24 protein-coding genes, 1 tRNA gene and 1 riboswitch are annotated in these 25,989 nt (G+C 61.0%); of the genes, 10 read left to right on the forward strand and 15 right to left on the reverse strand.

Going from position 1 to position 25,989, the window contains the following annotated elements:
* Window positions 1-51 precede the first annotated feature (51 nt).
* The 4 genes from ABD653_RS06495 to ABD653_RS06510 all read right to left on the reverse strand — a co-directional run bounded on the left by ABD653_RS06495 (window position 52) and on the right by ABD653_RS06510 (window position 3,186).
* Entirely contained in the window at window positions 52-765 is a 714-nt protein-coding gene (locus ABD653_RS06495; protein ID WP_344705314.1) for an FkbM family methyltransferase, read from the reverse strand.
* On the reverse strand, window positions 762-2,291 hold the full coding sequence (locus ABD653_RS06500; protein ID WP_160777935.1) for a GMC oxidoreductase: 1,530 nt from the start codon (window positions 2,289-2,291) through the stop codon (window positions 762-764). Before ABD653_RS06500 ends, ABD653_RS06495 begins: the two co-directional genes overlap by 4 nt.
* Window positions 2,288-3,094, reverse strand: coding sequence for an aldo/keto reductase family protein (locus tag ABD653_RS06505; RefSeq protein WP_160777936.1), 807 nt, complete (start codon window positions 3,092-3,094; stop codon window positions 2,288-2,290). The genes ABD653_RS06500 and ABD653_RS06505 overlap by 4 nt, the downstream gene beginning before the upstream one ends.
* A gap of 18 nt (window positions 3,095-3,112) precedes the next feature.
* Window positions 3,113-3,186: transfer RNA gene (locus ABD653_RS06510), tRNA-Gly, on the reverse strand.
* A 249-nt stretch (window positions 3,187-3,435) separates the two neighbouring features.
* Between ABD653_RS06510 and ABD653_RS06515 the strand changes: the two genes are divergently transcribed.
* The 8 genes from ABD653_RS06515 (at window position 3,436) to mmsB (ending at window position 10,252) form a co-directional block, all read left to right on the forward strand.
* Window positions 3,436-4,932: a CoA-acylating methylmalonate-semialdehyde dehydrogenase gene (locus ABD653_RS06515; protein ID WP_160777937.1), complete on the forward strand. Its 1,497-nt coding sequence runs from the start codon at window positions 3,436-3,438 to the stop codon at window positions 4,930-4,932.
* Between the two features lie 105 nt (window positions 4,933-5,037).
* On the forward strand, window positions 5,038-5,460 hold the full coding sequence (locus tag ABD653_RS06520) for a hypothetical protein (RefSeq protein ID WP_160777938.1): 423 nt from the start codon (window positions 5,038-5,040) through the stop codon (window positions 5,458-5,460).
* A gap of 99 nt (window positions 5,461-5,559) precedes the next feature.
* A complete protein-coding gene (locus ABD653_RS06525; RefSeq protein WP_160777939.1) occupies window positions 5,560-6,705 on the forward strand; it encodes an acyl-CoA dehydrogenase family protein in 1,146 nt (381 codons plus the stop codon).
* Entirely contained in the window at window positions 6,702-7,109 is a 408-nt protein-coding gene (locus ABD653_RS06530; protein ID WP_160777940.1) for a VOC family protein, read from the forward strand. The genes ABD653_RS06525 and ABD653_RS06530 overlap by 4 nt, the downstream gene beginning before the upstream one ends.
* Window positions 7,106-8,161 carry an enoyl-CoA hydratase/isomerase family protein gene (locus ABD653_RS06535; RefSeq protein WP_160777941.1) on the forward strand — a complete coding sequence of 352 codons (1,056 nt, stop codon included), beginning with the start codon at window positions 7,106-7,108 and terminating at the stop codon, window positions 8,159-8,161. The genes ABD653_RS06530 and ABD653_RS06535 overlap by 4 nt, the downstream gene beginning before the upstream one ends.
* Window positions 8,162-8,251: 90 nt before the next feature.
* Complete coding sequence (locus ABD653_RS06540) at window positions 8,252-9,034, forward strand: enoyl-CoA hydratase-related protein (RefSeq protein WP_160777942.1); 783 nt, start codon at window positions 8,252-8,254, stop codon at window positions 9,032-9,034.
* Between the two features lie 2 nt (window positions 9,035-9,036).
* Window positions 9,037-9,381, forward strand: a complete 345-nt coding sequence (locus ABD653_RS06545) for a hypothetical protein (protein ID WP_325065347.1) — start codon at window positions 9,037-9,039, stop codon at window positions 9,379-9,381.
* Between the two features lies 1 nt (window position 9,382).
* On the forward strand, window positions 9,383-10,252 hold the full coding sequence (gene mmsB, locus ABD653_RS06550; protein ID WP_160777943.1) for a 3-hydroxyisobutyrate dehydrogenase: 870 nt from the start codon (window positions 9,383-9,385) through the stop codon (window positions 10,250-10,252).
* Between the two features lie 141 nt (window positions 10,253-10,393).
* Here mmsB and ABD653_RS06555 read toward each other — a convergent pair whose 3' ends face one another.
* The gene (locus ABD653_RS06555; protein WP_160777944.1) at window positions 10,394-11,125 is read right to left on the reverse strand and encodes an Nmad3 family putative nucleotide modification protein; all 732 of its coding nucleotides are present in this window, start codon (window positions 11,123-11,125) and stop codon (window positions 10,394-10,396) included.
* Window positions 11,126-11,199: 74 nt separating this feature from the next.
* Here ABD653_RS06555 and ABD653_RS06560 point away from each other — a divergent pair, with 74 nt between their 5' ends.
* Entirely contained in the window at window positions 11,200-12,000 is an 801-nt protein-coding gene (locus ABD653_RS06560) for an NTP transferase domain-containing protein (RefSeq protein WP_160777945.1), read from the forward strand.
* Window positions 12,001-12,012: 12 nt separating this feature from the next.
* Entirely contained in the window at window positions 12,013-13,293 is a 1,281-nt protein-coding gene (locus tag ABD653_RS06565; protein ID WP_160777946.1) for a lipopolysaccharide biosynthesis protein, read from the forward strand.
* A gap of 16 nt (window positions 13,294-13,309) precedes the next feature.
* On the opposite strand, the gene gcvPB is transcribed toward ABD653_RS06565, so the two are convergent.
* From gcvPB to ABD653_RS06615, 10 genes are all read right to left on the reverse strand, one after another.
* Entirely contained in the window at window positions 13,310-14,845 is a 1,536-nt protein-coding gene (gcvPB, locus tag ABD653_RS06570; protein ID WP_407672786.1) for an aminomethyl-transferring glycine dehydrogenase subunit GcvPB, read from the reverse strand.
* Between the two features lie 32 nt (window positions 14,846-14,877).
* Window positions 14,878-16,239: an aminomethyl-transferring glycine dehydrogenase subunit GcvPA gene (gene gcvPA, locus ABD653_RS06575; RefSeq protein WP_160777948.1), complete on the reverse strand. Its 1,362-nt coding sequence runs from the start codon at window positions 16,237-16,239 to the stop codon at window positions 14,878-14,880.
* Window positions 16,240-16,286: 47 nt separating this feature from the next.
* On the reverse strand, window positions 16,287-16,658 hold the full coding sequence (gene gcvH, locus ABD653_RS06580) for a glycine cleavage system protein GcvH (RefSeq protein WP_160777949.1): 372 nt from the start codon (window positions 16,656-16,658) through the stop codon (window positions 16,287-16,289).
* A gap of 5 nt (window positions 16,659-16,663) precedes the next feature.
* Window positions 16,664-17,782 carry a glycine cleavage system aminomethyltransferase GcvT gene (gene gcvT / locus ABD653_RS06585; protein WP_160777950.1) on the reverse strand — a complete coding sequence of 373 codons (1,119 nt, stop codon included), beginning with the start codon at window positions 17,780-17,782 and terminating at the stop codon, window positions 16,664-16,666.
* Window positions 17,783-17,933: 151 nt separating this feature from the next.
* Window positions 17,934-18,029, reverse strand: a riboswitch (glycine riboswitch).
* Between the two features lie 115 nt (window positions 18,030-18,144).
* Complete coding sequence (locus tag ABD653_RS06590; protein ID WP_160777951.1) at window positions 18,145-19,263, reverse strand: serine hydrolase domain-containing protein; 1,119 nt, start codon at window positions 19,261-19,263, stop codon at window positions 18,145-18,147.
* A gap of 109 nt (window positions 19,264-19,372) precedes the next feature.
* The gene (locus tag ABD653_RS06595; protein ID WP_160777952.1) at window positions 19,373-20,365 is read right to left on the reverse strand and encodes a phytanoyl-CoA dioxygenase family protein; all 993 of its coding nucleotides are present in this window, start codon (window positions 20,363-20,365) and stop codon (window positions 19,373-19,375) included.
* Window positions 20,365-22,980: a methionine synthase gene (gene metH / locus ABD653_RS06600; protein ID WP_160777953.1), complete on the reverse strand. Its 2,616-nt coding sequence runs from the start codon at window positions 22,978-22,980 to the stop codon at window positions 20,365-20,367. The genes ABD653_RS06595 and metH overlap by 1 nt, the downstream gene beginning before the upstream one ends.
* A complete protein-coding gene (locus tag ABD653_RS06605) occupies window positions 22,980-24,026 on the reverse strand; it encodes a homocysteine S-methyltransferase family protein (protein WP_160777954.1) in 1,047 nt (348 codons plus the stop codon). Before ABD653_RS06605 ends, metH begins: the two co-directional genes overlap by 1 nt.
* On the reverse strand, window positions 24,023-24,952 hold the full coding sequence (gene metF / locus ABD653_RS06610) for a methylenetetrahydrofolate reductase [NAD(P)H] (protein ID WP_160777955.1): 930 nt from the start codon (window positions 24,950-24,952) through the stop codon (window positions 24,023-24,025). The genes ABD653_RS06605 and metF overlap by 4 nt, the downstream gene beginning before the upstream one ends.
* Window positions 24,952-25,938: an ArsR/SmtB family transcription factor gene (locus ABD653_RS06615; protein ID WP_160777956.1), complete on the reverse strand. Its 987-nt coding sequence runs from the start codon at window positions 25,936-25,938 to the stop codon at window positions 24,952-24,954. Before ABD653_RS06615 ends, metF begins: the two co-directional genes overlap by 1 nt.
* Window positions 25,939-25,989 lie beyond the last annotated feature (51 nt).

A 25,989-nucleotide genomic window follows, 5' to 3' on the forward strand; every position in this document is an offset into this window, starting at 1 on the left:
AGGCCGGATTTGCAGGCTGGCAATATTTGCAAGGCCGCGTGGCCCCCGAATTCAGCGGGTCGCCACCAGATGCGACGGATCTGTCCAGCGCACGTCAAACCCAGCTGCGTCCAGCATCTCGACCAAGCGGGCGGGCGCACCCGCTTGCCCTCGCCTTGCCAGTGTCTGGAAATGTACTTCGACCGCAATTGTGTGCAGGCGCGGATCATCCAATGAGGTACCCAGCCCCTCGATAACTTCGAATTCGAAACCCTCGACATCGATCTTGATAACATGTGGCGAATGCGTGACGGCCAGCTGCTCCCCGCGCATAACGGTGACCGTGTGGCCCACCATGCCGGTATCGGATCCGACCTTGCTCAGCCCTTCATTGGCGCTTGCCCCTTCGGTGCTGAGGAAAAACTCTGTTGTCCCATTCTCGTCGGAGAGCGCCACTTCCTTGATCGTCACATTGGCCAATCCGGCCACGGCAGCGCGCAATTCCGGCAGGCTGGAAGGCGACGGCTCGATCGCGATGACGTTACCGTCCGGGCCTGTCCAATCGGCGAATTGCGGCGCGTAATGGCCGATATTTGCCCCGACATCCCAAACGGTATCGCCCGCCTGAACGCGGTTCTTCAGGGCGCTATCGAACGCCTGCTCGTAATCGATCCGGAAGACCCGTCGATAGAGCCTCTGCATCGGGCGCAGGATACCCATCCGCTGCCCGATGCGGCGTAAGGCCATGATCCACCCGCTCGAATAATCCATTGCCCTACCCTTCACTCAGGCCGAGCATGCTGCGCAACAAGACGCATGGCAAGCAAGAGTGCTGTCATCGTTGGATTGGCACCGCCTCCTGACGGCAAGACCGACGTGCTGCACAACTGGATACGCGGCTCGGCAAACAGGCGCAGATCGGCATCCACCACCCCATCGGCGGCACTCGTACCCATCCGCGTCGAGCCGGTCGGGTGATAGATCCCGCCAGAATGGCGCACAGCATCCTCGATTTGCGCGGGTTCGAAACGCGCGAATGTTCCCGCCTGGTGCAGTGGACTTGCTTTCCATTCCCGTTCGAACAGTTCGGCGAGAATATTCATGTTGGCGATGTCGCGCTGCCCGACTTGCCACCGGATCGCTGGCAAAGGCGTGCCGAATGCATCTGTCGCTTGCTCGCTCAAAGTGATCCGGTTTGCGGCGTCGGGGATTTGCTCGATCACGCCATGGGCCACCAGATCAGCGCGGTCGGGAAACAGCTGCCGCTTGTGGCGATAGCGCCACGCAATGGCCCGGACGAGCCACGGCGCATGGCGCGCAAGGCCCGCTATGGTGCGCAAACCCGGCACTTTGCGGCGCTGGATCGATTGCATGGCGTCGCGCAAATGATCAAAGCCGCCGGTTCCATCCGTTTCGTAGCCAATATGGACAAATCCCGGTGGCACCACACCGCGCGCTCCGGACCCGTCCGCAAGTTCGAACCGCAGGTTGCGCATCATACCCGATGGCGCAAAGCGGAAGCCGAACTGGTGGTTAAGCGCTGCACGATCGGCCGGATCAATCTGCCCGATTGCGATCGAAAGATGGTCGGAAAAGTACTGTCCCAAAGACGGCGAAACACGCCGCACAGCCCCGTCCATAGTGCGGTCAAGCAACAGCGCCAGCCGGGTGGTTTCGATGGCACCGGCCGCGATAATCACGCGCCTGGCCACAAGCGTTGATCGCATCCTGTCCGGTGTCGCCACAGTCAGAATGACCCCGTCATCACCTGGCTCGATCCCGGTCACGGTCGTGTTGAGCGCAACCCTGCAATTCTCGCTGCGGTCCAGATCATCACGCAAGAGCGAGGCGACATTGCGCTTGGCGAAGGGCGGCCATTTGGCCAGACGCGCGGACAAGTCCGGCCCCAGATCGGCCTCACTGCCCGGCGGCGCGTACTCCCCCGCATCCAGCCCGAACATCGTTTCCACTTGGGATAGAAACGGCGCCAGATCCTCTGACGCGACCGGCCATCTTGCCATATCGGCAGGCTGAAACGGGATCAGCGCTCCACCCCAGCGTGCGGACGTTCCGCCCAGGCCTCTGAACCGGCCCGCCTGGGCACCGGCATACTCGCTGGCTTCATGCTCGACAGTATGGAGAGGGTGGGTATCAGCCTCCTGCGCCGCCTCCCCGGATTCGAGGCACAGTACAGGTGCTTTGGTGGCCCGGCTCAGTTCCAGCGCGATAGGAAGCCCGATCGTGCCGCCACCGATTACGCAGAAATCGACCTGCGCCGGCAAAGTATCCCCTTTCCCGGGATCGAGGATCATGCCTCGTCCCGGTCGGCGATTGGCGCATATTGGGCCAGCCGCTCCGGCCTGGTCGTGCTCACGATCACAGCTCCGGAACGATTGCGTTGCAAGGCTTTGGTCAGGACCCCTGTTACATTGAGCGAGCGCGCCCGTGTGGCGGCAGCGGACACATACCCGTAGGTAATCTGCATTGGCTGCGTCGTGAACACCGCGTCGGCCTCATGCTGGTCGAGGCTGTCGGCCAGTTGCAAGACTTCGCCCAGAGCCGGAGCTTGCTCCACAAGAGGCGCGACGTCGAGCGGCATACCGGCCATCCCGAAGTAACGCACTTTCCCTTCGGTCCGACAGTCCTCGAGCCAGCGCAGCCACTCGTCCGTCTGAACCAGATCCGCCTGCGGCTCGTGCAGCAAGAGCAAATCGATATGTTCGCGCCCCAACCGCTCCAGGCTATCGAGCAGTGACATCTTGGCCCGCTGCAATCCGAAGTCGAGCGCGGGCTTGCTGATCGGGTGAAGCACACGCCCTGCCGCCTTGCGGGCAAAGACCTGCCAGGCCGGCTGTGCCTCCCCGCCCGGTGAATAGAGCCCGACCTTGGTCGTCACGGTCACATCGGGATGGCGTCGCAATACGGGCGCCAGATCACGTTCTGCATGGCCGAAGCCGTAATAGGGGGCCGTATCGAAATGGGTAAACCCCTGCGCCACTGCCTCTTCCAGCAAGGCCTCGCGCCGATCGCTCCCGCGGACATTGAACAGGCCCGACGTGCCGAAAACAAACCGCGAAATCTTGAGATCGGTGGCAGGAAGCTGGATCGCGCGCATGAGCCGAGCCCTAACCTATGGAGCGGGTGAAGGGAATCGAACCCTCGTCTTAAGCTTGGGAAGCTTCTGCTCTACCATTGAGCTACACCCGCATGTCTGACCGGAGCGGGCGATTGCCGCAAAAGGGCCATGTGGTCAATCTTTCCGCATCGGAGACACTTTTCAATGTGCATTCCGTTTCGCTCCCCGTTGGCTATCAAAGCTGGACGAAATCCGTGCTGCGATGGTCAATCAGATAGGTGCGGCGCTGCTTAGCGGCTAATATGGGCGGGACAGTTGGATTCGCGCGCTCTGGCGGATAGAGAGGCTGCGACAGATTCGAATAATCGAGAGGAATAATCATGCGTCAGGTTGATCACTTCATTGTCGGCGATGCCGGTAGCGGAAGCGGCCGCACGCATCAGATCTGGAACCCCTCCACAGGGGAAATCCAGGCTGAAGTTCCCTTGGGCAATGCCGACACGCTCCAGCGCGCGGTCGATGCCGCCAACAAGATCCAGCCCGAGTGGGCAGCCACCAACCCGCAAAAGCGCGCCCGCGTGATGTTCGAATTCAAACGCCTTGTCGAAGCAAACAAGCAGGAACTGGCCGAGCTGCTGTCGAGCGAGCACGGCAAGGTGGTCGAAGACGCCCATGGCGATGTGCAGCGCGGATTGGAAGTGATCGAATTTGCCTGCGGCATCCCGCAGGCGCTGAAGGGTGAATATACGCAGGGCGCCGGCCCGGGCATCGATGTCTATTCGATGCGCCAGCCGCTTGGCATTGGTGCCGGTATCACGCCGTTCAATTTCCCGGCCATGATCCCGATGTGGATGTTCGGCATGGCTGTTGCCGCGGGCAATGCCTTCATCCTGAAGCCGAGCGAGCGCGACCCGAGCGTGCCGGTGCGGCTCGCCGAACTGTTCGTGGAAGCAGGCGCGCCAGAGGGGCTGTTGCAGGTCGTCCACGGCGACAAGGAAATGGTCGACGCGATCCTCGATCACGCCGATATTCCGGCGATCAGCTTCGTCGGATCGAGCGATATCGCGCAATATATCTACTCGCGCGGAACCGCGAATGCCAAGCGTGTGCAGGCCTTTGGCGGCGCGAAAAACCACGGCATCGTGATGCCGGATGCAGATCTCGACCAGGTCGTGAACGATCTCGCCGGGGCCGCATTCGGCTCTGCCGGGGAACGCTGCATGGCGCTGCCGGTGGTAGTGCCGGTGGGCGAAGATACCGCCGACAAGCTGCGCGAAAAGCTGATCCCGGCGATCAACGCCCTGCGTGTGGGCGTCTCCAACGATCCCGATGCGCATTACGGCCCGGTCGTCACGCCCGAGCACAAGGCCCGGGTCGAAGGCTGGATCGACACAGCCGAGAAGGAAGGCGCCGAAGTCGTGATCGATGGTCGTGGCTTCAGCCTGCAAGGGCACGAGAAGGGGTTCTTCGTCGGGCCAACCTTGCTCGACCGGGTCACGGCGGACATGGAAAGCTATCAGGAAGAGATCTTCGGCCCGGTACTGCAAATCGTGCGCGCGAATGATTTCGAAGACGCCGTGCGCCTGCCCAGCGACCACCAATATGGCAACGGGGTCGCCATCTTCACCCGCAACGGCCACGCCGCACGCGAGTTTGCCAGCCGCGTGAATGTCGGGATGGTGGGCGTCAATGTCCCGATCCCGGTGCCGGTGAGCTATCACAGCTTCGGCGGGTGGAAACGCTCGGGCTTCGGCGACATCGACCAGTATGGCATGGAAGGCTTGCGGTTCTGGACCAAGAGCAAGAAAGTGACCCAGCGCTGGCCGGATGGATCACCTGATGGCGGCAACGCCTTCGTCATCCCGACGATGGGCTGACGTGAGAAATCTTGGCGAGAGACGCAAAGATGCCGATTGGCTGCGCTGTTGACAGGCCGCGTGTAGAACGCAATTGAAAAGCCTCGCCAAATTGCGGAGGTCTGGATGAAACTGAGATATGCAGCGCCCCTGGGCCTTGCCTTGGCCATGCCTGCTGCTGCGCAGGGCGATAGTGCCGCTGCCGACAGCGAGACCCAGGCTGCTCCCGATCAGGACCTGTCTGCCTTTCCGACCAAGCTGGAAGGCGTCTTCGGACGCACCCAGTCGGCTTGTCGCGCGCGCGGATTTGCGGTGGCTGGCAAGATCGGGATCCGGGGCGACAAGGTGATCGTGGAAGGCCAACCGTTCGAAATCGACGAAGTACACCACGCTTCCAACATCGCGCTCAATGCCGAGTTTGTCGCGCCAGGCGGCTGGGGCAAGCCGGTCCGGATGAGCTTCACCATCCGCAACGATTACAAATTGATGCATCGGACATTCGGGGGAAGAACTGCCCCGCGCGCCTACGCCTATTGGCGCTGCGACTGATTGCATTGCGGGCAGGCTGGCTTCGCAACGGCTGAACCGTCAAATTTGAGCGTGCTTGTGCCTTCCAATGGACTGGCCCAGCCGCTAGGGCATCGACCCATGAGCAACCAATTCCAACTGACCGAAGACCAGCTTGCCATCCAGGAGATGGCGCAGCGTTTCACCGCCGACAATATCACGCCATTCGCAAGCGAGTGGGACGAGAAGCACCACTTCCCGCGCGATGTGATCAAGAGCACTGCCGAACTCGGCTTTGGCGCAATCTACGTATCCGAGGAATCGGGCGGCATCGGCCTGGGTCGGCTTGAAGCGGCACTGATCATGGAAGCGATGGCCTATGGCTGCCCGACCACCAGCGCCTTCATCTCCATCCACAATATGGCGGCCTGGATGATTGACCAGTTCGGCGGGCAGGAGGTGAAGGACAAATACCTTCCCGACCTCGTCACAATGGAGAAAATCGCCAGCTATGCCCTGACCGAACCGGGCAGCGGATCGGACGCAGCAGGGCTCAAGACCTCTGCCAAGCTTGATGGCGACGCTTACGTGCTCAACGGCACGAAACAGTTCATTTCCGGCGGCGGGTTCAACGATGTCTATGTCTGCATGGTCCGCACCAGCGACCACAAGACCAAGGGCATTACCTGCCTGGTGGTCGACAAAGACACCCCCGGTGTCAGCTTTGGCGCACCGGAGAAGAAGCTGGGCTGGAATGCCTCCCCGACCGCGCAAGTCAACTTTGAGGATGCCCGTGTGCCGGTCGAAAATCGCGTTGGCGATGAGGGCGAAGGTTTCCGCTTTGCCATGATGGGCCTGGATGGCGGACGCCTCAATATCGGTGCCTGCTCGCTCGGTGGGGCGCAGCGCTGCCTTGATGAAGCCGTATCCTACACCAAGGATCGCAAGCAATTCGACACGCCGGTGGCCGATTTCCAGAACACCCAGTTCATGCTCGCCGACATGGCGACCGATCTGGAGGCGTCGCGCGCTCTGCTCTATCTCGCTGCAGCCAAGGTCACCGATGGCGCACCGGACAAGAGCCGTTTTTCCGCTATGGCCAAACGGCTGGCGACCGACAACGGATCGAAGATCGTCAATGATGCGCTGCAGCTGTTCGGTGGCTATGGCTACCTTAAGGACTACCCGATCGAGCGCTTCTGGCGTGATCTGCGGGTTCATTCGATCCTGGAGGGTACCAACCAGGTCATGCGCATGATCGTGGGCCGGGATTTACTGCGCCAGTGAGCTCGCTCACGCTCGCCACGGTCACCTTGGTGGTGCCGGATTATGATCAGGGCATCGCATTCTATGCCGGTGCACTCGGATTCGACTTGGTCGAGGACGCCGATCTGGGTGGCGGCAAACGCTGGGTCGTTGTCAGCCCTTCAGACGGCGCGAATTTGTTGCTGGCCCGGGCCGACAATGATGACCAGCGCGCCGCAATCGGCAACCAGACCGGCGGGCGGGTCAGTTTTTTCCTGCATACCGACGATTTTGAGGCCACCTATGCCGATTTTGCCGCAAAAGGTGTGACCTTTCACGAACAACCCCGCCACGAAGCCTATGGCAGCGTGGCGGTCTTCAGCGATCCGTTCGGCAATCGCTGGGACCTTATCCAACCCTCTAGCGAAAGCGGGAAAGCAGCATGACGGACGATGTCCTGATCCACAAACACGGCCGGGTTGGCCATATTTCGCTCAACCGGCCCAAGGCGCTGCATGCGCTGACGCTGGACATGTGCCACGCGATGAGCGCGGCGTTGAGCGATTGGGCTGATGATGACAGCGTCGAGGCCATCGTCCTCGACCATGCGGAAGGTCGCGGGTTCTGCGCGGGCGGCGATATCGCCTTTCTGCGCAATTCGGCGCTCAATGATGGCGGAGTGTCAGGACGCAAGTTCTTCCACGATGAGTACCAGCTCAACCACCAGATGATGACCTACGCCAAGCCGATCGTGGCCTTCATGGATGGCATCACCATGGGCGGCGGCGTGGGCATTGCCCTGCCCGCCAAATTCCGCGTCGCGACCGAGAATACGCGCTTCGCCATGCCGGAAACGGGCATCGGCCTGTTCCCCGATGTGGGCGGCGGCTGGCATTTGTCGCGCCTTGGCGGACGGGTCGGGCAGTTCCTGGCCCTGACAGGTGCGCGGATGGACGGGGCGGAATGCCTGTGGGCCGGCATTGCCACCCATTATGTTCCGAGCGAGATGCTCGCAGAGCTAAAAGCGCGCATCGTCGAAAAGCCCGACCGCATTGCCGGCATCCTGTCCGAACCCGTTGGCACACCGCCCAAGGCACGGATCGAAAGCAATGCCGACAAGATCGCCAAGCACTTCGCCAGCGACCGATACGAAGACATACTCGCCAGCCTCGAAGCGGTAATGGAGGACGACGACTGGGCCGCCAAGGAGCGCGACACGCTCGGCACCAAGAGCCCGCAGACCTGCAAGGTGGCCCTGCGGCAGCTTGCAGACTCTAGCAAACTCGACAGTTTCGCCGACAACATGGTGATGGAATACCGCATTGCATCGCGGGTCCTCACACGGCCCGACTTTGCCGAGGGCGTGCGTGCAGTGATTGTCGACAAGACCAACGATCCGCAATGGGATCCGGCCACCCCTGAAGAGGTGAGCGAAGACCTGATCGACAGCATCTTCGCAGCCCTGCCTGAAGGTGAGGAGTGGGTGCCGCTGAAATAGTCGTCATCCCAGCGAAAGCTGGGATCTCTGTCCGCGTGATTGGACCAAACTGAGAATGATCCCGGCTTTCGCTGGGATGACGGAGTTGTAATGAGCTACGAAACGATCCTGACCGAAACCGATGGTGCAGTCACAATCATCACCATCAACCGGCCCAAGGCACTGAACGCGCTTTCCAGTGTGGTGCTGGCCGAATTGATCGAGGCCTTCGCCGCCTATCAGGCCGATGACAGCCAGCTTTGCGCAATCCTGACCGGCAGTGGCGACAAGGCCTTTGCCGCAGGTGCAGACATCAAGGAAATGTCGGACAAGGCTGCCGCCGATTTCTACCTCGAGGATTTTTTCGGCGACTGGACCAGCAAGATCGTCAAAACCACCCGCAAGCCCTGGATTGCGGCGGTGAACGGGTTTGCGCTAGGCGGTGGTTGCGAGCTCGCCATGATGGCCGACTTCATCATCGCCAGCGACAATGCCAAATTCGGCCAGCCGGAAATCAAGCTGGGCGTGGCACCCGGCATGGGCGGCAGCCAGCGCCTGACTCGCGCCATCGGCAAATCAAAGTCGATGGAAATGTGCCTTACCGGCCGGATGATGGGCGCTGAAGAGGCAGAGCGCAGCAATCTGGTGGCGAAAGTCGTGCCCCATGATGACCTGATCGCAGAGGCCAAGAAGACCGCCGCTACTATCGCTGGCATGCCGCCCATGGCGACCATCGCGAACAAGGAAATGGTCAATTCAGCCTTCGAAATGACGCTCGATCAGGGCCTGATCGTCGAACGCCGCATCTTCCAGATCCTGACCGCGAGTGAGGACAAGAAGGAAGGCATGGAAGCCTTCATCGAGAAGCGTGAAGGCAATTGGAAAGGGCGCTAGGCGTGAAACCCTTTTCATTCTTCTTGATGGCTCTTTGGGGCGCACTGGCATTCTATACCGCGAAAGTGATCAGCACCCACGGCCTCAATCTCTTCCCGTATTTTTTCGGTGATATGGCCAGCTGGAATTGGCCTGGCCAGTTCAATCTCGATTTTATCATGATGCTGTTTCTCTCTGCCAGCTGGACTGCTTGGCGGAATGGCTTTTCAATTCGAGGGTGGGGGCTAGCCCTGGTCGCATTCTTCGGCGGGGCCGGTTTTCTCCTCCCTTATCTGACGTATCTCGGTTGGAAGAATAATGGCGACACCACAGCCATCCTGCTCGGCAGCAATGTGAAGGTGAACTGACATGAAAATCGCATTTATCGGCCTCGGCAATATGGGCGGCGGAATGGCCGCCAACCTTGTGAAGGCGGGACACGATGTGCGCGCCTTCGATTTGAGCGAAGATGCACTGGCGGCGGCCAAGAATAATGGCTGCACCACCTTCACCGCCGCATCCGAAGCCTGTGACGGCGCAGAGGCGGTCGTTTCGATGTTGCCCAATGGAGAGATCGTGAAATCGGTCTATTCCAATGATGTGATTGGCACCGCGCCTGAAGGAGCCGTCTTCCTCGATTGCTCGACTATCGACGTGGCGACAGCGCGCGAGGTGATCGAAGCTGCGAGTGGAGCTGGCTATGAAATGGTCGATGCGCCGGTCTCTGGCGGGATCGCTGCCGCCAATGGCGGTACGCTGACCTTCATGGTTGGCGGCACCACGAGCGCGTTTGCCCGCGCCAAACAGATCCTGGAAGCGATGGGCAAGGCAGTGATCCATGCCGGTGACGCGGGTAACGGACAGGCCGCCAAGATCTGCAACAATATGCTGCTGGCGATCCATATGATCGGGACCTGCGAAGCCTTTGCGATGGCCGAGAAGCTGGGTCTCGATGCCCAGACCTTCTTCGACATTTCATCGGTCAGCTCGGGCCAGAACTGGTCGATGACCAGCTATTGCCCGGTACCCGGCGTGGGCCCGCAAAGCCCAAGCGACAATGACTATCAGGGCGGCTTTGCAACCGCGCTGATGCTGAAGGACTTGCGCCTCGCGATGGAGGCCGCCGAAACATCGGATGCTGCAACCCCGATGGGCGCGCGCGCAGCCTCAATCTACGAAGATTTCGCGGGCGCGGGGAACGGCTCGCTCGATTTCTCGGCGATCATCAAAATGCTCTGATTGCTGGGAATTGGTGCACCGCGACTGCAACTGCGCTTGTTGTTTTGGACCCGAAGGGCACGAGGCAGCCGCGATGCACGTTCAGTGCTAGCAGCAACACAATCGGTGCACCAGCGTGGCGCGAGCAGCGGTGGAAAACCGCTATTTCGTCAATTCATCCAAGATCTTGGCAAGCCATTCGCGCGGCCCCTTGCGGCGCCCGATATTGGCGACAAATTCTTGCCCCCGGGCCACACTGCGCAGCCGCCCGTCGCGTAACCAGCGATCCTCCCGATCATGATAGGACAGCCCGCCGCGCTTGAGCCAGTCCGGGCGGTTCCACAGCGAGGGCGGCCCCTCCGGCACTGTCAGCCGTAGCATCGGACTGGCAGACGACGCCGTCCGGCCTTCGCCAGCATAGATGACATCATTCTTCGCATGCATGCCCAGCGCATGGGGATGCCCCAAAGCGGCCAGTTCGTGTTTCCGCCCCTCAGGGCACGTGGCGAGATCGATGATCTCTTCAATGCGTTGGTATCCGAACAGCCGATGATGGGGATCCCGGCCGGCCTGGTCGCGAAACAGGCCGAAGAAGAGGAAGATGTCTCCCTTCCCCACGCCCTGGTTACGCAGATGAGTCTGCGCGGCGCTACATTGCCCGAACAGGCAGGTGTCGTCAGCACCAAACATGGGATCATGGTGGCAGTAGTCGCTCGAACGGATTTTACCCCTGCTCGCCTCCTCTGCAAGGTCCCCTAGCCCCAGGTCGGCATAGGTTGTCTGTGACCATCCACCGCTCGGGATAGGCAAGCTGACGGGCCTGCCATTGACTATCGGCGATGCGCCCCCACCTGCGGCGCTGTCGAACCCCTTGCGGCTGAAAATGATGCGCATGTGCGACGCATCGTGGCTTGGGCAAAAGATTGCAAGCCTTGCCAAACCTGCCCCAAAGTCTAGGACCCGCCGCCATGGATACCAAGGTTACTGCCCTCGTTCTTGCCGGTCGTCGCTCCGGTGTTCTCGATCCGCTCGCAGCCCGGGCCGGCGTCAACCAGAAGGCCGTGGTACCGATCAATGGCAAACCCTTGATCGAACACACGCTTTCTGCCGTCGCCGCCTGTGACCGGATCGGAGCCATCAGGGTGGTCGCTCATGAATCTGCCGAGATCGAGGCCATTCCTCTGGTCGCCAGCCTCAAAGCGGAAGGGCGCCTGACCTTTACCGAAGCCAAATTCAACCTTGTCGATAGCGTGGCGAGTGGAACCGAAGGCGCGGATTTCCCCGTGTTAATCACCACCGCAGACAACACGCTGGTCACGCCCGAAGGCTATGCCGAGTTCATTGACAAGGCGCTGGCCGTCAAGGCCGACGCCGCAGCGGCCCTCGCCCGCAAGGAAGATGTGCAGGCCGCCGATCCGCGCGGCCAGGCGAAGTTTTACGAATTCAAGGATGGCGGTTTTTCCAACTGCAACATGTACTGGATCGGCAATGCGGGCGCGCTCGATGCAGCCGAAATCTTCCGCAATGGCGGGCAGTTTGTGAAATTCCCCAGCCGCATCGCCAAGGCATTCGGCCTGATCAATCTGGCCCGGTTCTATTTCGGGATTGGTGACCGCGACGCGATTTTCGCAAAGGTATCGAAGCGGTTTGGCTATTCGATCCATGGCATCACCATGTCCAACGGCGAATATGCCATCGATGTCGATAATGAACGGACGTATGAAGTGTCCGAAAAACTGCTCGCCAAGCGCGACGCAGCTTCGCTCTAAGAACGCGCTGCCATGCGGCGGATTTTCCGGAATATGGGCTGGTTGCTCGGTGGACGGGGCTTCAACGCTGTCCTGAGCCTGGTCTATCTGGCGCTCGCCACCCGGACGCTGGGCCTCGACGGGTTCGGCTATTTCGCCATTATCGTTGCCCTGGGGCAGACCGTGACCGGTCTGGTCAATTTCCAGACCTGGCAATTCGTGGTCCGCTGGGGCGCAGGTGAAGACGGCGCCGCACGGGCTGCAGGATTTGCCGTGGGCCTCGATATCATTTCGGCAATTGTCGGTACGCTCATTTCGGCAATCCTGGTGGCAACCGCACAGCTGTGGCTGCCACTGCCGGACGAATTGCTGTGGGTCGCCTTTGGCTACTGCATCGTCTCGCTGCTTTCGATCCGGTCGACGCCAACAGGTTTGCTGCGACTGCGGTTCGAATATGCCCGGGCGACAGCGGCTGAAGCCGTGCAACCCGCTATCCGCGCAATCGGCGCAGGCCTGGCCGTGGTGTTCATGCCCACAGTCGCAGGCTTTATCCTCGCCTGGGCCGCGGCTGAGGTCGCAGTCGCTGCAGCGCTGTGGTTTGCTGCGCTTCAAAAGGAAAGGCTCGACCTGCGTGAAGTGAGCCTGACAGCGATCCCCCGGGCCCATCCAGGCGCATGGCGTTTCGTCTTGTCGACCAATGCGCTTGGCAGCCTGCAAGTTGCAGGCAAGCAAGTGATGATCCTGCTGGTCGGGGCTGTCGGCGGCGAAGCATTTGCCGGTGGCTTCCGCGTCGCCAGCCAATTGGGGCAGGCGCTGGTGCAGCTCGCCCAGACAGTGTCCAAGGCAATCTTCCCCGAGCTTGTCCATGCCAAGGAACGCGCCGCCGATATCGCCCGGCGCATGGCCAATATGGCGCTGGTGGGCGGTGCCTTGGCCGTGCTGGTGGCGCTATTCGCAGGGCGCGAGGCGCTGGTGCTGATTGCCGGGCAGGAATTCCGCGTCGTCTATTGGGCGATGGTCATTCTTGCCATCGGCGGCGCAGTAGAGCTGGTCGGGGCGAGCCTGGAATCGCTGCTCGTCAGTGCCGGGCGCGCGGGCACCGCCTTTCTGGTGCGCGCCGTGCCAATGGCGATTGCATTCGCCTGTCTCGATGTCGCGATGGGCTGGCAAGGCCTGAAGGGCGCGGCCTTGTGCATGCTGGGCGCGAGCTCGCTCGCCGTGATCGGCTATTGGGTCGCGATCCTCAGCCAACAAGGCATCCGCATCGAACTCGACAATGAAGAAGAGGAAGCGGAGAAACGGCCCGCCGAATAGCGGGCCGCTCTCGGCTCTAGTCCCTGTCCGGCTCCGTCCACGCCAATACCGGCTTGCGCGCGGCCAAAGTCTCGTCAAGGCGGCGGCGCGGCGCGTAATAGGGCGCCTGTTTCAGCCCTTCATCACCCGCCTTGGCGCGCTCGGCCACCGACCGGAAGGCAGTGATGAACTGATCCAGCGCGGCCTTGCTCTCGGTCTCGGTTGGTTCGACCAGCATCGCTCCGTGCACGACCAACGGGAAATAGACCGTCATCGGGTGATAGCCTTCGTCAATCAGTCCCTTGGCCAGGTCGAGCGTTGAAAGACCGTTTTCGAATCCGGCATCCCCGAACAGTGCCTCGTGCATGCAGGGCCCGCTATCGGCATAGGGCGCATGCAGCAGGTCTTCGAGGCTCCGCAGCACGTAATTGGCATTGAGAACCGCATCTTCCGATACCTGTTTGAGCCCATCTGCCCCGTGGCTGAGCATATAGGTGAGCGCGCGGGTGAACATGCCCATCTGGCCGTGAAACGCTGTCATCCGGCCAAAGCTTGGCCCGCGATGTTCGCGGCTTTCTTCCTCGACCAGATAGTAGGTGCCATCATCCTCTTGTTTGACGAAGGGGAGCGGCGCGAACGGGGCCAGCGCATCGGAAAAGACCACCGGGCCACTGCCCGGGCCACCGCCTCCATGCGGGGTGGAGAAGGTCTTGTGCAAGTTGATATGCATGGCATCGACGCCCAGATCACCCGGGCGCACCCGGCCGACAATCGCGTTGAAATTGGCCCCGTCGCAATAGACGAAGCCACCGGCCTCATGCACCGCATCGGCGATCTTCTTGAAGTCACGTTCAAACAGGCCGCATGTGTTGGGATTGGTGATCATCACCGCCGCAATGTCAGGGCCCAGACGCGCCTTGAGCGCTTCGAAATCCACCCGCCCCTCGTCGGTCGCCGGGATGTCTTCCACTTCGTAGCCGGCAAAGGCGGCGGTGGCCGGATTGGTCCCATGCGCGCTTTCCGGGCACAGCACGACCTTGCGCGCATCGCCGCGCGCTTCCAACGCGGCACGAATGGCCAGGATGCCGCACAGTTCCCCATGCGCGCCGGCCTTGGGGCTCATCGCGACACCGGGCATCCCGGTGAGCGTCTTGAGCCATTCGCCCAATTCGTGGATCACCTGCAATGCGCCTTGCGCCGTGCTTTGCGGAGCCATCGGGTGCAGGTCAGCAAAGCCGGGCATCCGCGCGACCTTCTCGTTCAGCCGCGGGTTGTGCTTCATCGTGCAGCTGCCGAGCGGGAACAGGCCCAGATCGATGCCGTAGTTCTGGCGGCTGAGGCGGGTGTAATGGCGCACGGCCTCCGGCTCATGCAGCCCCTTCAGGCCGATACTGGTGTCACGGTCAAACCCGCCGAGACGGTTGGCCGCGTCGGCCGCAGGCTCGGGCAAGTCGACCCCGGTCTCGTCCGCATGGCCAATCTCGAACAAGAGCGGTTCTTCCAGCATCAGGGCGCGATTGCCGGTGGTGGTGGCCGGGCCGTTGTGCAGACCGTCTTCGCTGGTTGCCGCCATTTCGGGTTTCCAGCCGGATTTGTTCGGAGCGTTCATGACAGCGCCTCCTCTAGGGCAGCGCCGAGGGCTTCGATATCCTCTTCACTAGTTGTCTCTGTGGTAGCCACAACCAATGCGTCAGACAGGCTATCGACATCGGGATAGAGACGGCCAAGCGAAACGCCTGCGAGCACGCCCTTGGCTGCCAGATCGCGCACCACCTGCCGCGCATCCTGGCCCAGCGTCACAGCGAATTCATTAAAGAAGTTGTCGTTGAGTACTGTGACGCCCGGCACTTGGGCCAACCGGTCAGCGGTCAGACACGCAAGCCGATGGTTCTCTGCCGCCAATTGCCGCAGGCCCTTTTCGCCCAGCAGCGACATATGGACGCTGAAGGCCAAGGCGCACAGGCCGCTATTGGTGCAGATGTTCGACGTCGCCTTTTCGCGCCGGATATGCTGCTCGCGCGTCGACAGCGTCAGCACAAAGCCGCGCTTCCCCTCCGCATCGACGGTTTCACCGCACAACCTGCCCGGCATCTGGCGCACCAGTTTCTTGTCGCGGACCGCGAACAGGCCCAGATAGGGCCCGCCAAATTGCAGGCCGACACCGATGGACTGGCCTTCACCCACGACAATATCCGCGCCCAGCTCACCCGGTGACTTGATCGCACCCAAGGCCACCGGTTCGGTGTTCACGGCGATCAGCAAGGCGCCCTTGGCATGGGCTGCCTCGGCGATTTCAGCCAGATCCGGGATGCGCCCTAGAATGTCGGGATATTGCACCACTACGCAGCTCGTTTCGTCATCGATCCGCGCAATCAGGCCGGAATTGTCCGGCTGCGGCTGGATCGACGGCTGCGCATCGGCAATCTCGTAGCCGATGAATTTGGCCATGGTCTTGGCGACTTCGGTGTAATGCGGATGCAGCGCGCCCGAGAGGACCGCCTTGTTCCGCTTCTTGACCCGCCCCGCCATCAGGATTGCTTCCCAACACGCGGTGGAGCCATCATACATCGACGCATTGGCGACCTCGCAGCCATAGAGCCGCGCTACTTGCGTCTGGAATTCAAACAGCATCTGCAGCGTGCCCTGCGCAATTTCGGGCTGGTAGGGCGTATAGGCGGTCAGGAATTCACCGCGCTGGATGATGTGATCAACCGACGCCGGCACATGGTGGCGATAGGCCCCAGCCCCCAGGAAAAACGGCGCATCTGCTGCGGCCAGGTTTTTCTTCGACCGGCGGCGCATATGCGCCTCCACCGCCATCTCGCTGGCATGCATCGGCAAGCCGTGGATGGGGCCGTCCAGCCGCGCCTCTTGCGGCACATCGACGAAAAGATCATCGATCGAGGACGCACCGATTTTGGCCAGCATGTCGCCGCGATCGGTATCGGTCAGGGGTAGGTAACGCATTGCAGTCTCTTTCCATGCCTCCCGTATGTCGTGGAGGTCAGACGGTGTTAAAGCTCGTCGCAGAACGCCTTGTAGGCTTTGGCGTCCATCAGCCCTTCAAGTTCGGTCTTGTCGCCGACTGTCATGCGGAAGAACCAGCCTTCTTCTTCGGGCGAGGTGTTCACTAGCGCGGGATCTTCTTCCAGAGCCGCATTGGCTTCCATTACTTCGCCGGTAATCGGGGCGTAGACATCGCTGGCCGCCTTCACACTTTCGACCACGGCTGCTTCGCCACCCTTGTCCACGTTGGAGCCCACTTCGGGCAGTTCGACAAAGACGATATCGCCCAGCTGTTCCTGAGCGTAATCGGTGATCCCGACAGTGGCGAGATCACCTTCCAGGTCGATCCATTCATGTTCATCGGTAAAGTAACGGGCCATGCTCTCTATTTCCCTCGATAGTAGCGGTGGGGTACGAACGGCATCGGCACGACAGTGGCCGGCAGACGCTTCTTGCGAACTTCAATTTCCATGGTGGTGCCTTCGGCGGCATGTTCCACGGCGACATAGGCCATGGCAATCGGATAGCCGAGCGTGGGGGAAAATCCGCCGCTGGTCAGGCGCCCGATCTCGGTATCGCCAGCAAAGACGAGCGCGCCTTCGCGGGCTGGCATGCGGCCTTCGATCTTGAGCCCGACCCGACGGATCGTGCCGCCATCAGCGAGCCGCGCTGCAACCGCGCCATGGCCCATATAGCCGCCGAGCTCGCGGCGTTTCTTAGTAAGCGCAAAACTCAAGTCGGCACTGACAGGATCGATATTCTGGTCGAGATCGTGGCCATAAAGCGGAAGCCCGGCTTCCAGCCGCAGGCTGTCACGTGCGCCAAGCCCGGCTGGCTTCACCCTGTCATCGGCGACCAGCGCATCGGCGAGCTTTTCGACCTGCGCCGCGTGAACTGAAATCTCGAAGCCATCTTCGCCTGTGTAGCCCGCGCGACTGACCCACAATGGAACGCCGTCCCAGTCGAAAAAGGCGGCATTCATAAAGGTCAGTTCGCCGGTGCCGGGGACCAACGCTTCCAGCACTTCACCCGCCTTCGGCCCCTGCAATGCCAACAAGGCCTGATCATCATAGTGGTTCAATGTGATCGCATCGGGCAAATGCTCGCGCAAATGGGCAATATCGTCCCACTTGCAGGCACCATTGACGACCAGCGCGATATGCGGGCCGGCATTGGTGACCATCAAATCATCAATGATCCCGCCGGCTTCGGTCAGCAGCAGTGAATAACGCATCTTGCCCGGCTTAAGGCTCTCGATCGCGCCAGGCAGCAGCTTTTCCAGCTCATGCGCGGCCCCATCACCGCTGACGGAAAGCTGGCCCATATGGCTGACATCGAACAGGCTGGCAGAGGTTCGCGTCCACTCGTGCTCGGCCACGATCCCTTCATACTGGATCGGCATTTCATAGCCCGCAAACGGGACCATCCGCCCGCCCTGCGTACGATGCCAGGCATCCAGGGGCAGCGTGCCCAGTTCGTCTACTTCGGGTGTTTCTTCGCTCATACCGTCCATCCTGACAGGCGTGCAGCGCTTCGCCACGAAGCTCTGTCCACACGCCCCCTCTGTCAGGAAACCTGAGAGCTTGGCCTGCAAATGGGCAGGCTTACCCCTTCGGTGGCGCCGGGCTGCCCCAAGCGCGCTTTCCAGAGTGTCAGCCAGGCAAGCGGTCCGGTGGCCTGAGAGTTTCCGGGGCGGTTGCTCCTTCGGCGCCGCAGGCCCGATGACCCGCGATCTCTCCCGCTTGTCCGCCCGGCAGAATCACTCCTGCCGAAAGACATTCTCCGAATGCGCGAAACAGTTTGTGGGGTCAATCACGACTAAGGTCTTGGGTGGTGAAGAATTCGGTCACATGCGGTTTTGCGCAACTAATTGGCCAGCGCCGCCACGATCAGGGGCTGCAATTGCTGCTCCAGTTCCACTGCCACCCGTGCAGTATTCCGCTCTCCGCGGCGCGCGATCAGGCCCCAATAGCCATTCTCCAAATCGATCCACGGGGTCCATCCGAAGGAGCCGGGACTGGAATAGATGCGATCATCTGCGCAATCGGCATCGAAACTGGGATTGTCGCACTCAACAAAAGCACCCAGTGCATAGTGCCAATCGCCAAATTCCGATGCGCCTTGCGGGCGAAATTCAATTGCCACGGAATTGGTCCGGTCAGCCAAAAGGGTCGCGCGGTCGGCCACGATTTCATCGGCGAGCAGTTTGGTAAGAAACAGCGCGTAGTCTTCAGCAGTGGAGGCCGCACCGCCAGAGGCGAGCGGATTGGTCAGGCTGGGCGAGACGAACCGTGACGCATTGCTGAGCCCGAGCGGAATGGAAATTTGCTCCACGAAGATATCGCCATAGGCCTTGCCCGTCGCCACTTCTGCCATCGCCGCTGCAATTTGCATATGCTCGGGTCCGTAAGAATAGGTGTCCCCTGGCACAGCATCCAGCCCATCGTCATAAATCGAACGCACGCAGTTTTGCAGCGCCGATGCTCCGGTATTCACGCAGCCCAGACTGCCGGGGCGGGCATTGAACCCGCTGGTGAAAGACAACAATTGTTCGAGGGTAACCCTGGAACGATCATCCATCGCATCGCTGGTCCAGTATGTCAGATAGGTCTGGGGATTATCGGCCAAAGATAGAAGGCCCTGATCCACCAGACGCATGATCGTTGTCGCTGTCAGCCATTTGCTGGCAGACGCAATGGCGCGCTGCTGATCGAGCTGGAATACGCCCTTGGTGTAGGTGAAGATTGTCCCACTCCCGTCTCCGACCAGCACCGCGAAATCATTATCCTGATAGGCCTCGATCGCACCGATGACCGGCTCGAAACGCACGCTGGTGGTGGGCGTTGGTGTGGGCGTGGGCGTCGGGGACGGATTGGGGGTCGGCCCCTGAACAGGTGGAGGTGCCGGAGAATCATCGCCGCCGCAACCGCTCGCAATCAGTGCGATCGGGGCGAGCACCGTGGGAAAGATCGCTTGAAATCTCATAGTGAAGACAAGGCGTAACCCCCGATTGCCGGCGCGCACAGTATCGGAGTGTCACAAATTGTCGCAGCCGCTGGGCTTCGGAATCTGTCCTCCGGCAGGTGCGGAAAACCTACCGCCAGTCTTTCTGCACATGCAGGCTCGGTGAATAGTAATTGAGGTATTGGACCAACCGCGGCTGTGCGGACCTGTTGGGGCTCGCACCGTGCGGCAAATCCTGCCGCCAGATCACCATATCCCCGGCCTGGCCCGGCACGGTGCGGGCCTGATCAGACCAGTCCGCGGCGCGCGGATCGGTATTTGCTGGATCGTCCAGCCATGTTTCGATGCGCTTGTGAAACCCCGGCACACATTGGAAGGCCCCCTGATCATGCGCTGTATCGGTCAGATAAAGAACCGCCTGTGTCGCAAAGGGGATTGGGGTTACAAGGCTGACATCCCAGTGCATTGGCGACCCATTGAAGGCATACCCTTCGTCTTCAGGCGGATTGAAACCGGCCTGGTCAGTCGTGACCCACAGATCGGCATCTCCCCACAATTGCGCAAAGGCCTTGTGAATCCGCCTGGACTGGCGCGCCGCATCCAGTGCGCGATGCTGGTAGAGTGGGACCATGATGCCCTGTGTGTGGGCACGATACCAGCTCGCAGGATCATCAGGAGACGCATTGATGGCTTCCCACAAAGCGGCTGACGCCTGGCCCGCTTCTTGCGCTGAAATCGCTTCCGGCAAGACCACATATCCCTCGCTATCCCAATGGGATAGCTGGGAGGTATCGAGGACATCCGGCATGGCTTCAATCTCATGCAAGAATGACTCTGCTTGGGCCGGCAGAGGGTCGCCACGAGCAATGGCATGATATCGCGCCAGCAAGACCGGGTCGGGTGTGCCCGCTATCGAGAATACCCAGTCAAGGAAGGTTGCCCTATCGGGGCGTTGGCTGCTCAGGAATTCGAACGCCTGCTTGTTGCCCAGGCCCAGCGTGTCGAGCAGCAATCGAACTTGCATTTCGCCCAAGGCAGGCCCGTTATCAACGAGCGACGCGCGAAACTCTTCCAGCAAGGCAATTTCGGGCAGTCGCCCGGGCTGCGCGTCGTGCCCTGCCATCAATCGAGATTGGGCCGCAGCCAGCGTTCTGCTGTTGCCAGATCGACCCCGCGCCGCTTGGCATAATCCTCGAGCTGGTCACGCCCGATCCGCGCCACACCGAAATAGGCGGCCTCCGGGTGGCCGAAATAGAACCCGCTGACAGCCGCAGTCGGCCACATGGCGAAGTTTTCCGTCAGGCTCAGCCCCGTATTCTGTTCGGCATCCAGCAGGTCGAACAGGATCGGCTTGAGGGAATGATCGGGGCAAGCCGGATAGCCGGGCGCAGGACGGATCCCGCGATACTGCTCCTTGATCAGCGCTTCATTGGTCAGTTGCTCACCAGGAGCATAACCCCAGAGATCGGTCCGGACATGTTGGTGCAGACGTTCGGCAAAGGCTTCGGCAAAGCGATCGGCAAGCGCTTTGAGCAGGATGTCGGAATAGTCATCCTTGTCGTCCTGGAAGCGCGCAAGATGCGGCTCGATTCCGTGAATGCCCACGGCAAAACCGCCAATCCAGTCGCCTGCGGGATCGATGAAATCGGCCAGGCACATATTGGCCCGGTCACGGCTCTTTTTCACCTGCTGGCGCAGAAAAGGCAGCGTAACATGCTCTTCCCGATTGACGCGGTGGATGGTCACATCATCGCCGTCGCGTGCGCACGGCCAGAACCCGCACACACCGCGCGCCGTCAGCCATTTCTCGTCGACGATCCGGTCCAGCATCGCTTGCGCATCATCCCACAGGCTGCGGGCGCTTTCACCGACCACATCATCTTGCAGGATGGCCGGATAAGTGCCGTGCAATTCCCAGGCACGGAAGAACGGCGTCCAGTCGATCGTCTCGCGCAAATCGGCCAGCGACCAGTCATCGAATGTATGGACACCGGGCTGCAAAGGCGGCGCGGGCTTGTCGCTGAGATAGGCGTCGTAATAGTTCGCGCGGGCTTCTTCGAGGCTCAGCAGCGCGCTCTGCCCTTTGCCCGCGCGGACATCGCGCACCTTCTTGTATTCGCCCGCAGTGGTGTCGACGAATTCATCCTTTTGGGTGTCTGATAACAGCTTGCTAGCCACACCCACGGCCCGGCTGGCATCGAGCACATGGATCACGGGCCCGTCATAGGCGGGATCGATCCGTAAGGCCGTATGCACCTTGCTGGTCGTCGCTCCGCCGATCAGCAGCGGCAAGGTCATCTCTGCACCCTGCATTTCTTCGGCCACGGTCACCATCTCGTCGAGTGAAGGCGTGATCAGGCCGGACAAGCCAATAATGTCGGCATCGTTGTCATTCGCGGTCTTCAGGATTTCGGACCACGGCACCATCACGCCCAGATCGATCACTTCGTAGCCATTGCACTGCAACACCACGCCGACAATGTTCTTGCCGATATCGTGCACATCGCCCTTCACGGTCGCCATCACGATCTTGCCCTTGGCCTTGGCACCTTCCTCCTTCTCGTCCTCGATGAAGGGGATCAAATGGGCGACAGCCTTCTTCATCACGCGAGCCGATTTCACCACCTGGGGCAGGAACATCTTGCCGCTGCCGAACAAGTCGCCGACCACGTTCATGCCATCCATCAGCGGGCCTTCGATCACTTCGATCGGGCGACCGCCAGCTTTGGCCGTGGCGGCGCGCATTTCTTCGGTGTCGTCGACGACATGCGCGTCGATACCTTTGACCAAGGCGTGTTCGAGCCGTTTTTCGACCGCCCAGCCGCGCCATTCGGCGGCCTGCTTCTCGGCTTCCTTGGTCTTGCCCTTGAAGCTCTCTGCCAGCGCGATCAGCCGCTCGGTCGCATCGGCGCGGCGCATAAGCACGACATCCTCGCACGCATCGCGCAACTTGGGGTCAATCGTGTCATAGACATCCAGCTGCCCCGCATTGACGATCGCCATATCGAGCCCGGCCGGAATCGCGTGATAGAGGAAAACCGAATGCATCGCGCGGCGCACGGTCTCGTTGCCGCGAAAACTGAAAGAGAGGTTGGACAATCCGCCGCTGGTCTTGGCGTGCGGGCATGTCGCCTTGATCTCGGCTACCGCCTCAATGAAATCGAGGCCATAGCGGTCATGTTCCTCGATCCCTGTCGCGACGGCGAAGATGTTGGGATCGAAAATAATGTCTTCGGGCGGGAAGCCGATCCCGGTCAGCAGATCGTAAGCGCGGCGACAAATCTGGACCTTGCGATCCCTGGTGTCCGCCTGGCCGGTTTCGTCGAACGCCATCACCACCACTGCAGCGCCATAGGCCATGCATTTGCGCGCCTGCTCCAGGAACGGCTCTTCACCTTCCTTCATGCTGATCGAATTGACGATCGGTTTGCCCGAGACACATTTGATCCCGGCCTCGATCACATCCCACTTCGAACTGTCGACCATCACCGGCACGCGCGCGATATCGGGCTCGGCAGCAATCAGCTTGAGGAAGGTTGTCATGGCATGCTCGGCATCGAGCAGCCCCTCGTCCATGTTGACGTCGATCAACTGCGCGCCGTTTTCGACTTGCTGACGCGCGACCTCGACTGCAGCGGCATAATCATCCGCCATGATCAGCTTCTTGAACCGGGCCGAGCCGGTCACATTAGTGCGTTCGCCGATATTGACGAAAAGGGCAGTAGAGGTGTCAGACATCAGGCCGCAATCGTGAAGGGTTCAAGGCCCGCCAGCCGCATTTCGGTGGCTTGCTGAGGAGGAATGCGGGGGGTCAGTCCGTCAACCGCTTTGCCTATGGCAGCGATGTGATCGGGGGTAGAGCCGCAGCAGCCGCCCAGAATATTCACCCGCCCGCTCTCGGCCCACAATCTGACCAACGCTGCGGTCGTTTCCGGCTCTTCGTCATACTCGCCCAAATCATTGGGCAAGCCCGCATTGGGGTAGGCCATCAGCAACGTATCGGCGATGCCCGACAGCAATTGAACATGCGGGCGCAACTGGTCGGCACCGAAACTGCAATTGAGGCCGATGGTCACCGGTTTGGCATGGCGCACAGCATACCAGAATGCCTCCACCGTGTGGCCAGACAGGTTGCGGCCCGAAAGATCGGTGAGCGTCAGCGAGATCATCAGCGGAATATCGCGGCCCTGTTCCGCCTCCAATTCCTTCACCGCCATGATCGCGGCCTTGCAATTGAGCGTGTCAAACACCGTTTCGACGAGAATGAAATCCGCGCCGCCTTCCACCAGCGCAGCGGCCTGCTCGCGGTAGACATCTTTCACTTCATCGAAGGTCACTTCGCGAAAGCCGGGGTCTTCGACATCAGGGCTGAGCGATAGGGTCTTGTTGGTCGGCCCCATCGCACCACAAACGAAACGCGGGATGCCGTCTTTGGCCGTGGCATCATCGCAGGCTTGCCGGATGATCCGGGCTGCACTGGCATTGATGTCATGTACCAGTGCCTCGGCCCCGTAATCGGCCTGGCTGATCCGGTTGGCATTGAAAGTGTTGGTCGCCAGCAGCGTCGCGCCTGCGGCAATATAGCTATCGCAGATGGCGCGGATAACGTTTGGTTGGCTCAGATTGACCAGATCATTATTGCCTTTCTGGTCCTGCGTCAGCCCAGTCTCCCCCGCGTAATCCGCGTCACTCAACTTGGCGCGCTGGATTTCGGTACCATAAGGGCCATCCTTGATCAGGACAGACTTTGCCGCAGCAGCCTGCAATGCCTCGCGCGCGCTCATGCTGCGATCCCTTTCGGGCGACGACCCAACATGTGGCAGATCGCATAGGCAAGGTCGGCCCGGTTGAGAGTGTAGAAATGAAAATCACGCACGCCGCCCGCATAGAGCCTGCGGCACAATTCGGCGGCCACGGTGGCTGCAACGAGCTGCCGCGACGCAGGACGTTCATCGAGCCCTTCGAACAATCCGTCCATCCATTCCGGGATCAGCGCGCCGCATTGTCCGGCAAATTTGCGCGCCTGAGCAACATTGGTGACTGGCAGAATGCCGGGTACGACCGGCGCATCGATTCCATGCGCAGCCACCGCCTCGCGGAAATCGAAGAAAGTCTCTGCCGAGAAAAAGAACTGAGTGATGGCGCGGGACGCGCCGGCATCAATCTTGCGCTTCAGATTGTCGAGATCGGCCTGCGGGCAGTCAGCGTCGGGATGGGTCTCGGGATAGGCTGCGACCGAGATTTCGAAATCCGCCACCTCCTTCAGGCCCGCAACCAGTTCGGCGGCATTGGCGTAGCCTTGCGGATGCGGAGTGAAGGCTGCGCCTGGTTCGCCTGCATCACCGCGCAACGCGACAATGTGACGCACCCCTGCTTCCCAGTACTGCTCGGCAATCGCCTGCGTGTCGGCCTTGCTGGCATCGACGCAGGTCAAATGCGCCGCCGCCGGGATCTGCGCCTCGGAAATGATCCGGGCCACTGTCTTATGGGTCCGCTCGCGCGTCGAGCCGCCTGCTCCATAGGTTACCGACACAAAGCTGGGATCGAGCGGTTTCAGCTCCTGCACGGCATCCCACAATTTCGCTTCCATTGTCTCGCTCTTGGGCGGGAAGAATTCGAAGCTCACGGCGATATCGCCTGGCAGACCGGAAAAGAGCGGCGTGTCATGCGCGGTTAGCTCTTCATGCTGGGGATCAAGCGGGGGAACCATCAGGCGGTCTCTCGTGCAGGGGATGTGGATTCGATTGCGGGGCTGCGGTGGCCCAGCCAGACCTTCACGACCAGCTCGCCACCTTCAAGCGCGATTGGCTTGGCCGGGGTAAAGCCAGCCTCTTCCAGCAAACCCTGCATCTGGGTGTCGGAATAGCCCAGCCTGGTGTGCTGGAACCGGTCACGCAGTTCCTCATGCGTATGCGCGGCAAAATCGACGATTGCGATACGGCCCCCCGGTTTCAGCACCCGTGCCGCTTCGGCGACGGCCCGTGCCGGATCGAGCGCGAAGTGCAGCACCTGGTGAAGGAGCACGGTATCGAAGCGGCCATCGCCAAATGGCAAAGCGGCAAAATCGCCCTGGACCAGCTCGATCCGTTCAGCCGGCAGATGCTGGAGTTTGGCCCGCGCGACACGCAGCATCTCCAGATTCTTGTCGAGCGCAACGATATGGTCGGCACCCTCGGCGAACAATTCCGCCATCCGGCCAGTGCCCGTTCCGATATCGAGCAGATGCCCCAATGGCTCTGTGCCGAACGCCCGGCTCAAGGCGGCTTCAACGGCGTCATCGGGGCTGTGCAGCTTGCGCAGCTCGTCCCATTCTTCGGCATGACGGGCAAACCACTCAGCCGCCCCGTTTTCGCGCGCGGTGCGGATCGCATTCAATTGGCGCCGGTCATCCGCACAAAGCTGCGCAAATTCCGGATCCTCGCTCTCTGCAATGGCCAGCAAATGTGCTGCGGCCTCACCAATCGGGCTGGCCCCGCTATTGCCGGCAGTCGAGCGCAAGAAGACCCAACTGCCTTCGCGCCGCCGTTCGGCCAGGCCGGCATCGCACAAAATGGCCAGATGCCGCGATACGCGTGGCTGGCTTTGCCCCAGCACCTGCGCGAGCTCACCCACTGCCAGTTCCATGCTGGCGAGTAACCGCATGACCCGCAAACGGGTCGGGTCTGCCAAAGCCCGGATGATGCCCTCGATGCGCATTCGCAGGGCATATAAAGATATTTTTATATGTGCAAGTTGGTTTCACGGCTC

Origin of the sequence: Parerythrobacter jejuensis (genome assembly GCF_039536765.1) — a bacterium.
Lineage (GTDB): Bacteria > Pseudomonadota > Alphaproteobacteria > Sphingomonadales > Sphingomonadaceae > Parerythrobacter > Parerythrobacter jejuensis.

Excerpts from the sequence above, each read along its gene's own strand:
- ABD653_RS06500 (WP_160777935.1), bottom strand. The coding sequence starts at position 2,291 with ATGATCCTCGATCCCGGGAAAGGGGATACTTTGCCGGCGCAGGTCGAT.
- ABD653_RS06505 (WP_160777936.1), bottom strand. The coding sequence starts at position 3,094 with ATGCGCGCGATCCAGCTTCCTGCCACCGATCTCAAGATTTCGCGGTTT.
- ABD653_RS06515 (WP_160777937.1), top strand. The coding sequence starts at position 3,436 with ATGCGTCAGGTTGATCACTTCATTGTCGGCGATGCCGGTAGCGGAAGC.
- ABD653_RS06520 (WP_160777938.1), top strand. The coding sequence starts at position 5,038 with ATGAAACTGAGATATGCAGCGCCCCTGGGCCTTGCCTTGGCCATGCCT.
- ABD653_RS06525 (WP_160777939.1), top strand. The coding sequence starts at position 5,560 with ATGAGCAACCAATTCCAACTGACCGAAGACCAGCTTGCCATCCAGGAG.
- ABD653_RS06535 (WP_160777941.1), top strand. The coding sequence starts at position 7,106 with ATGACGGACGATGTCCTGATCCACAAACACGGCCGGGTTGGCCATATT.
- ABD653_RS06540 (WP_160777942.1), top strand. The coding sequence starts at position 8,252 with ATGAGCTACGAAACGATCCTGACCGAAACCGATGGTGCAGTCACAATC.
- mmsB (WP_160777943.1), top strand. The coding sequence starts at position 9,383 with ATGAAAATCGCATTTATCGGCCTCGGCAATATGGGCGGCGGAATGGCC.
- ABD653_RS06555 (WP_160777944.1), bottom strand. The coding sequence starts at position 11,125 with ATGCGCATCATTTTCAGCCGCAAGGGGTTCGACAGCGCCGCAGGTGGG.
- ABD653_RS06560 (WP_160777945.1), top strand. The coding sequence starts at position 11,200 with ATGGATACCAAGGTTACTGCCCTCGTTCTTGCCGGTCGTCGCTCCGGT.
- ABD653_RS06565 (WP_160777946.1), top strand. The coding sequence starts at position 12,013 with ATGCGGCGGATTTTCCGGAATATGGGCTGGTTGCTCGGTGGACGGGGC.
- gcvPB (WP_407672786.1), bottom strand. The coding sequence starts at position 14,845 with ATGGCGGCAACCAGCGAAGACGGTCTGCACAACGGCCCGGCCACCACC.
- gcvPA (WP_160777948.1), bottom strand. The coding sequence starts at position 16,239 with ATGCGTTACCTACCCCTGACCGATACCGATCGCGGCGACATGCTGGCC.
- gcvH (WP_160777949.1), bottom strand. The coding sequence starts at position 16,658 with ATGGCCCGTTACTTTACCGATGAACATGAATGGATCGACCTGGAAGGT.
- gcvT (WP_160777950.1), bottom strand. The coding sequence starts at position 17,782 with ATGAGCGAAGAAACACCCGAAGTAGACGAACTGGGCACGCTGCCCCTG.
- ABD653_RS06590 (WP_160777951.1), bottom strand. The coding sequence starts at position 19,263 with ATGAGATTTCAAGCGATCTTTCCCACGGTGCTCGCCCCGATCGCACTG.
- ABD653_RS06595 (WP_160777952.1), bottom strand. The coding sequence starts at position 20,365 with ATGGCAGGGCACGACGCGCAGCCCGGGCGACTGCCCGAAATTGCCTTG.
- metH (WP_160777953.1), bottom strand. The coding sequence starts at position 22,980 with ATGTCTGACACCTCTACTGCCCTTTTCGTCAATATCGGCGAACGCACT.
- ABD653_RS06605 (WP_160777954.1), bottom strand. The coding sequence starts at position 24,026 with ATGAGCGCGCGCGAGGCATTGCAGGCTGCTGCGGCAAAGTCTGTCCTG.
- metF (WP_160777955.1), bottom strand. The coding sequence starts at position 24,952 with ATGGTTCCCCCGCTTGATCCCCAGCATGAAGAGCTAACCGCGCATGAC.
- ABD653_RS06615 (WP_160777956.1), bottom strand. The coding sequence starts at position 25,938 with ATGCGCATCGAGGGCATCATCCGGGCTTTGGCAGACCCGACCCGTTTG.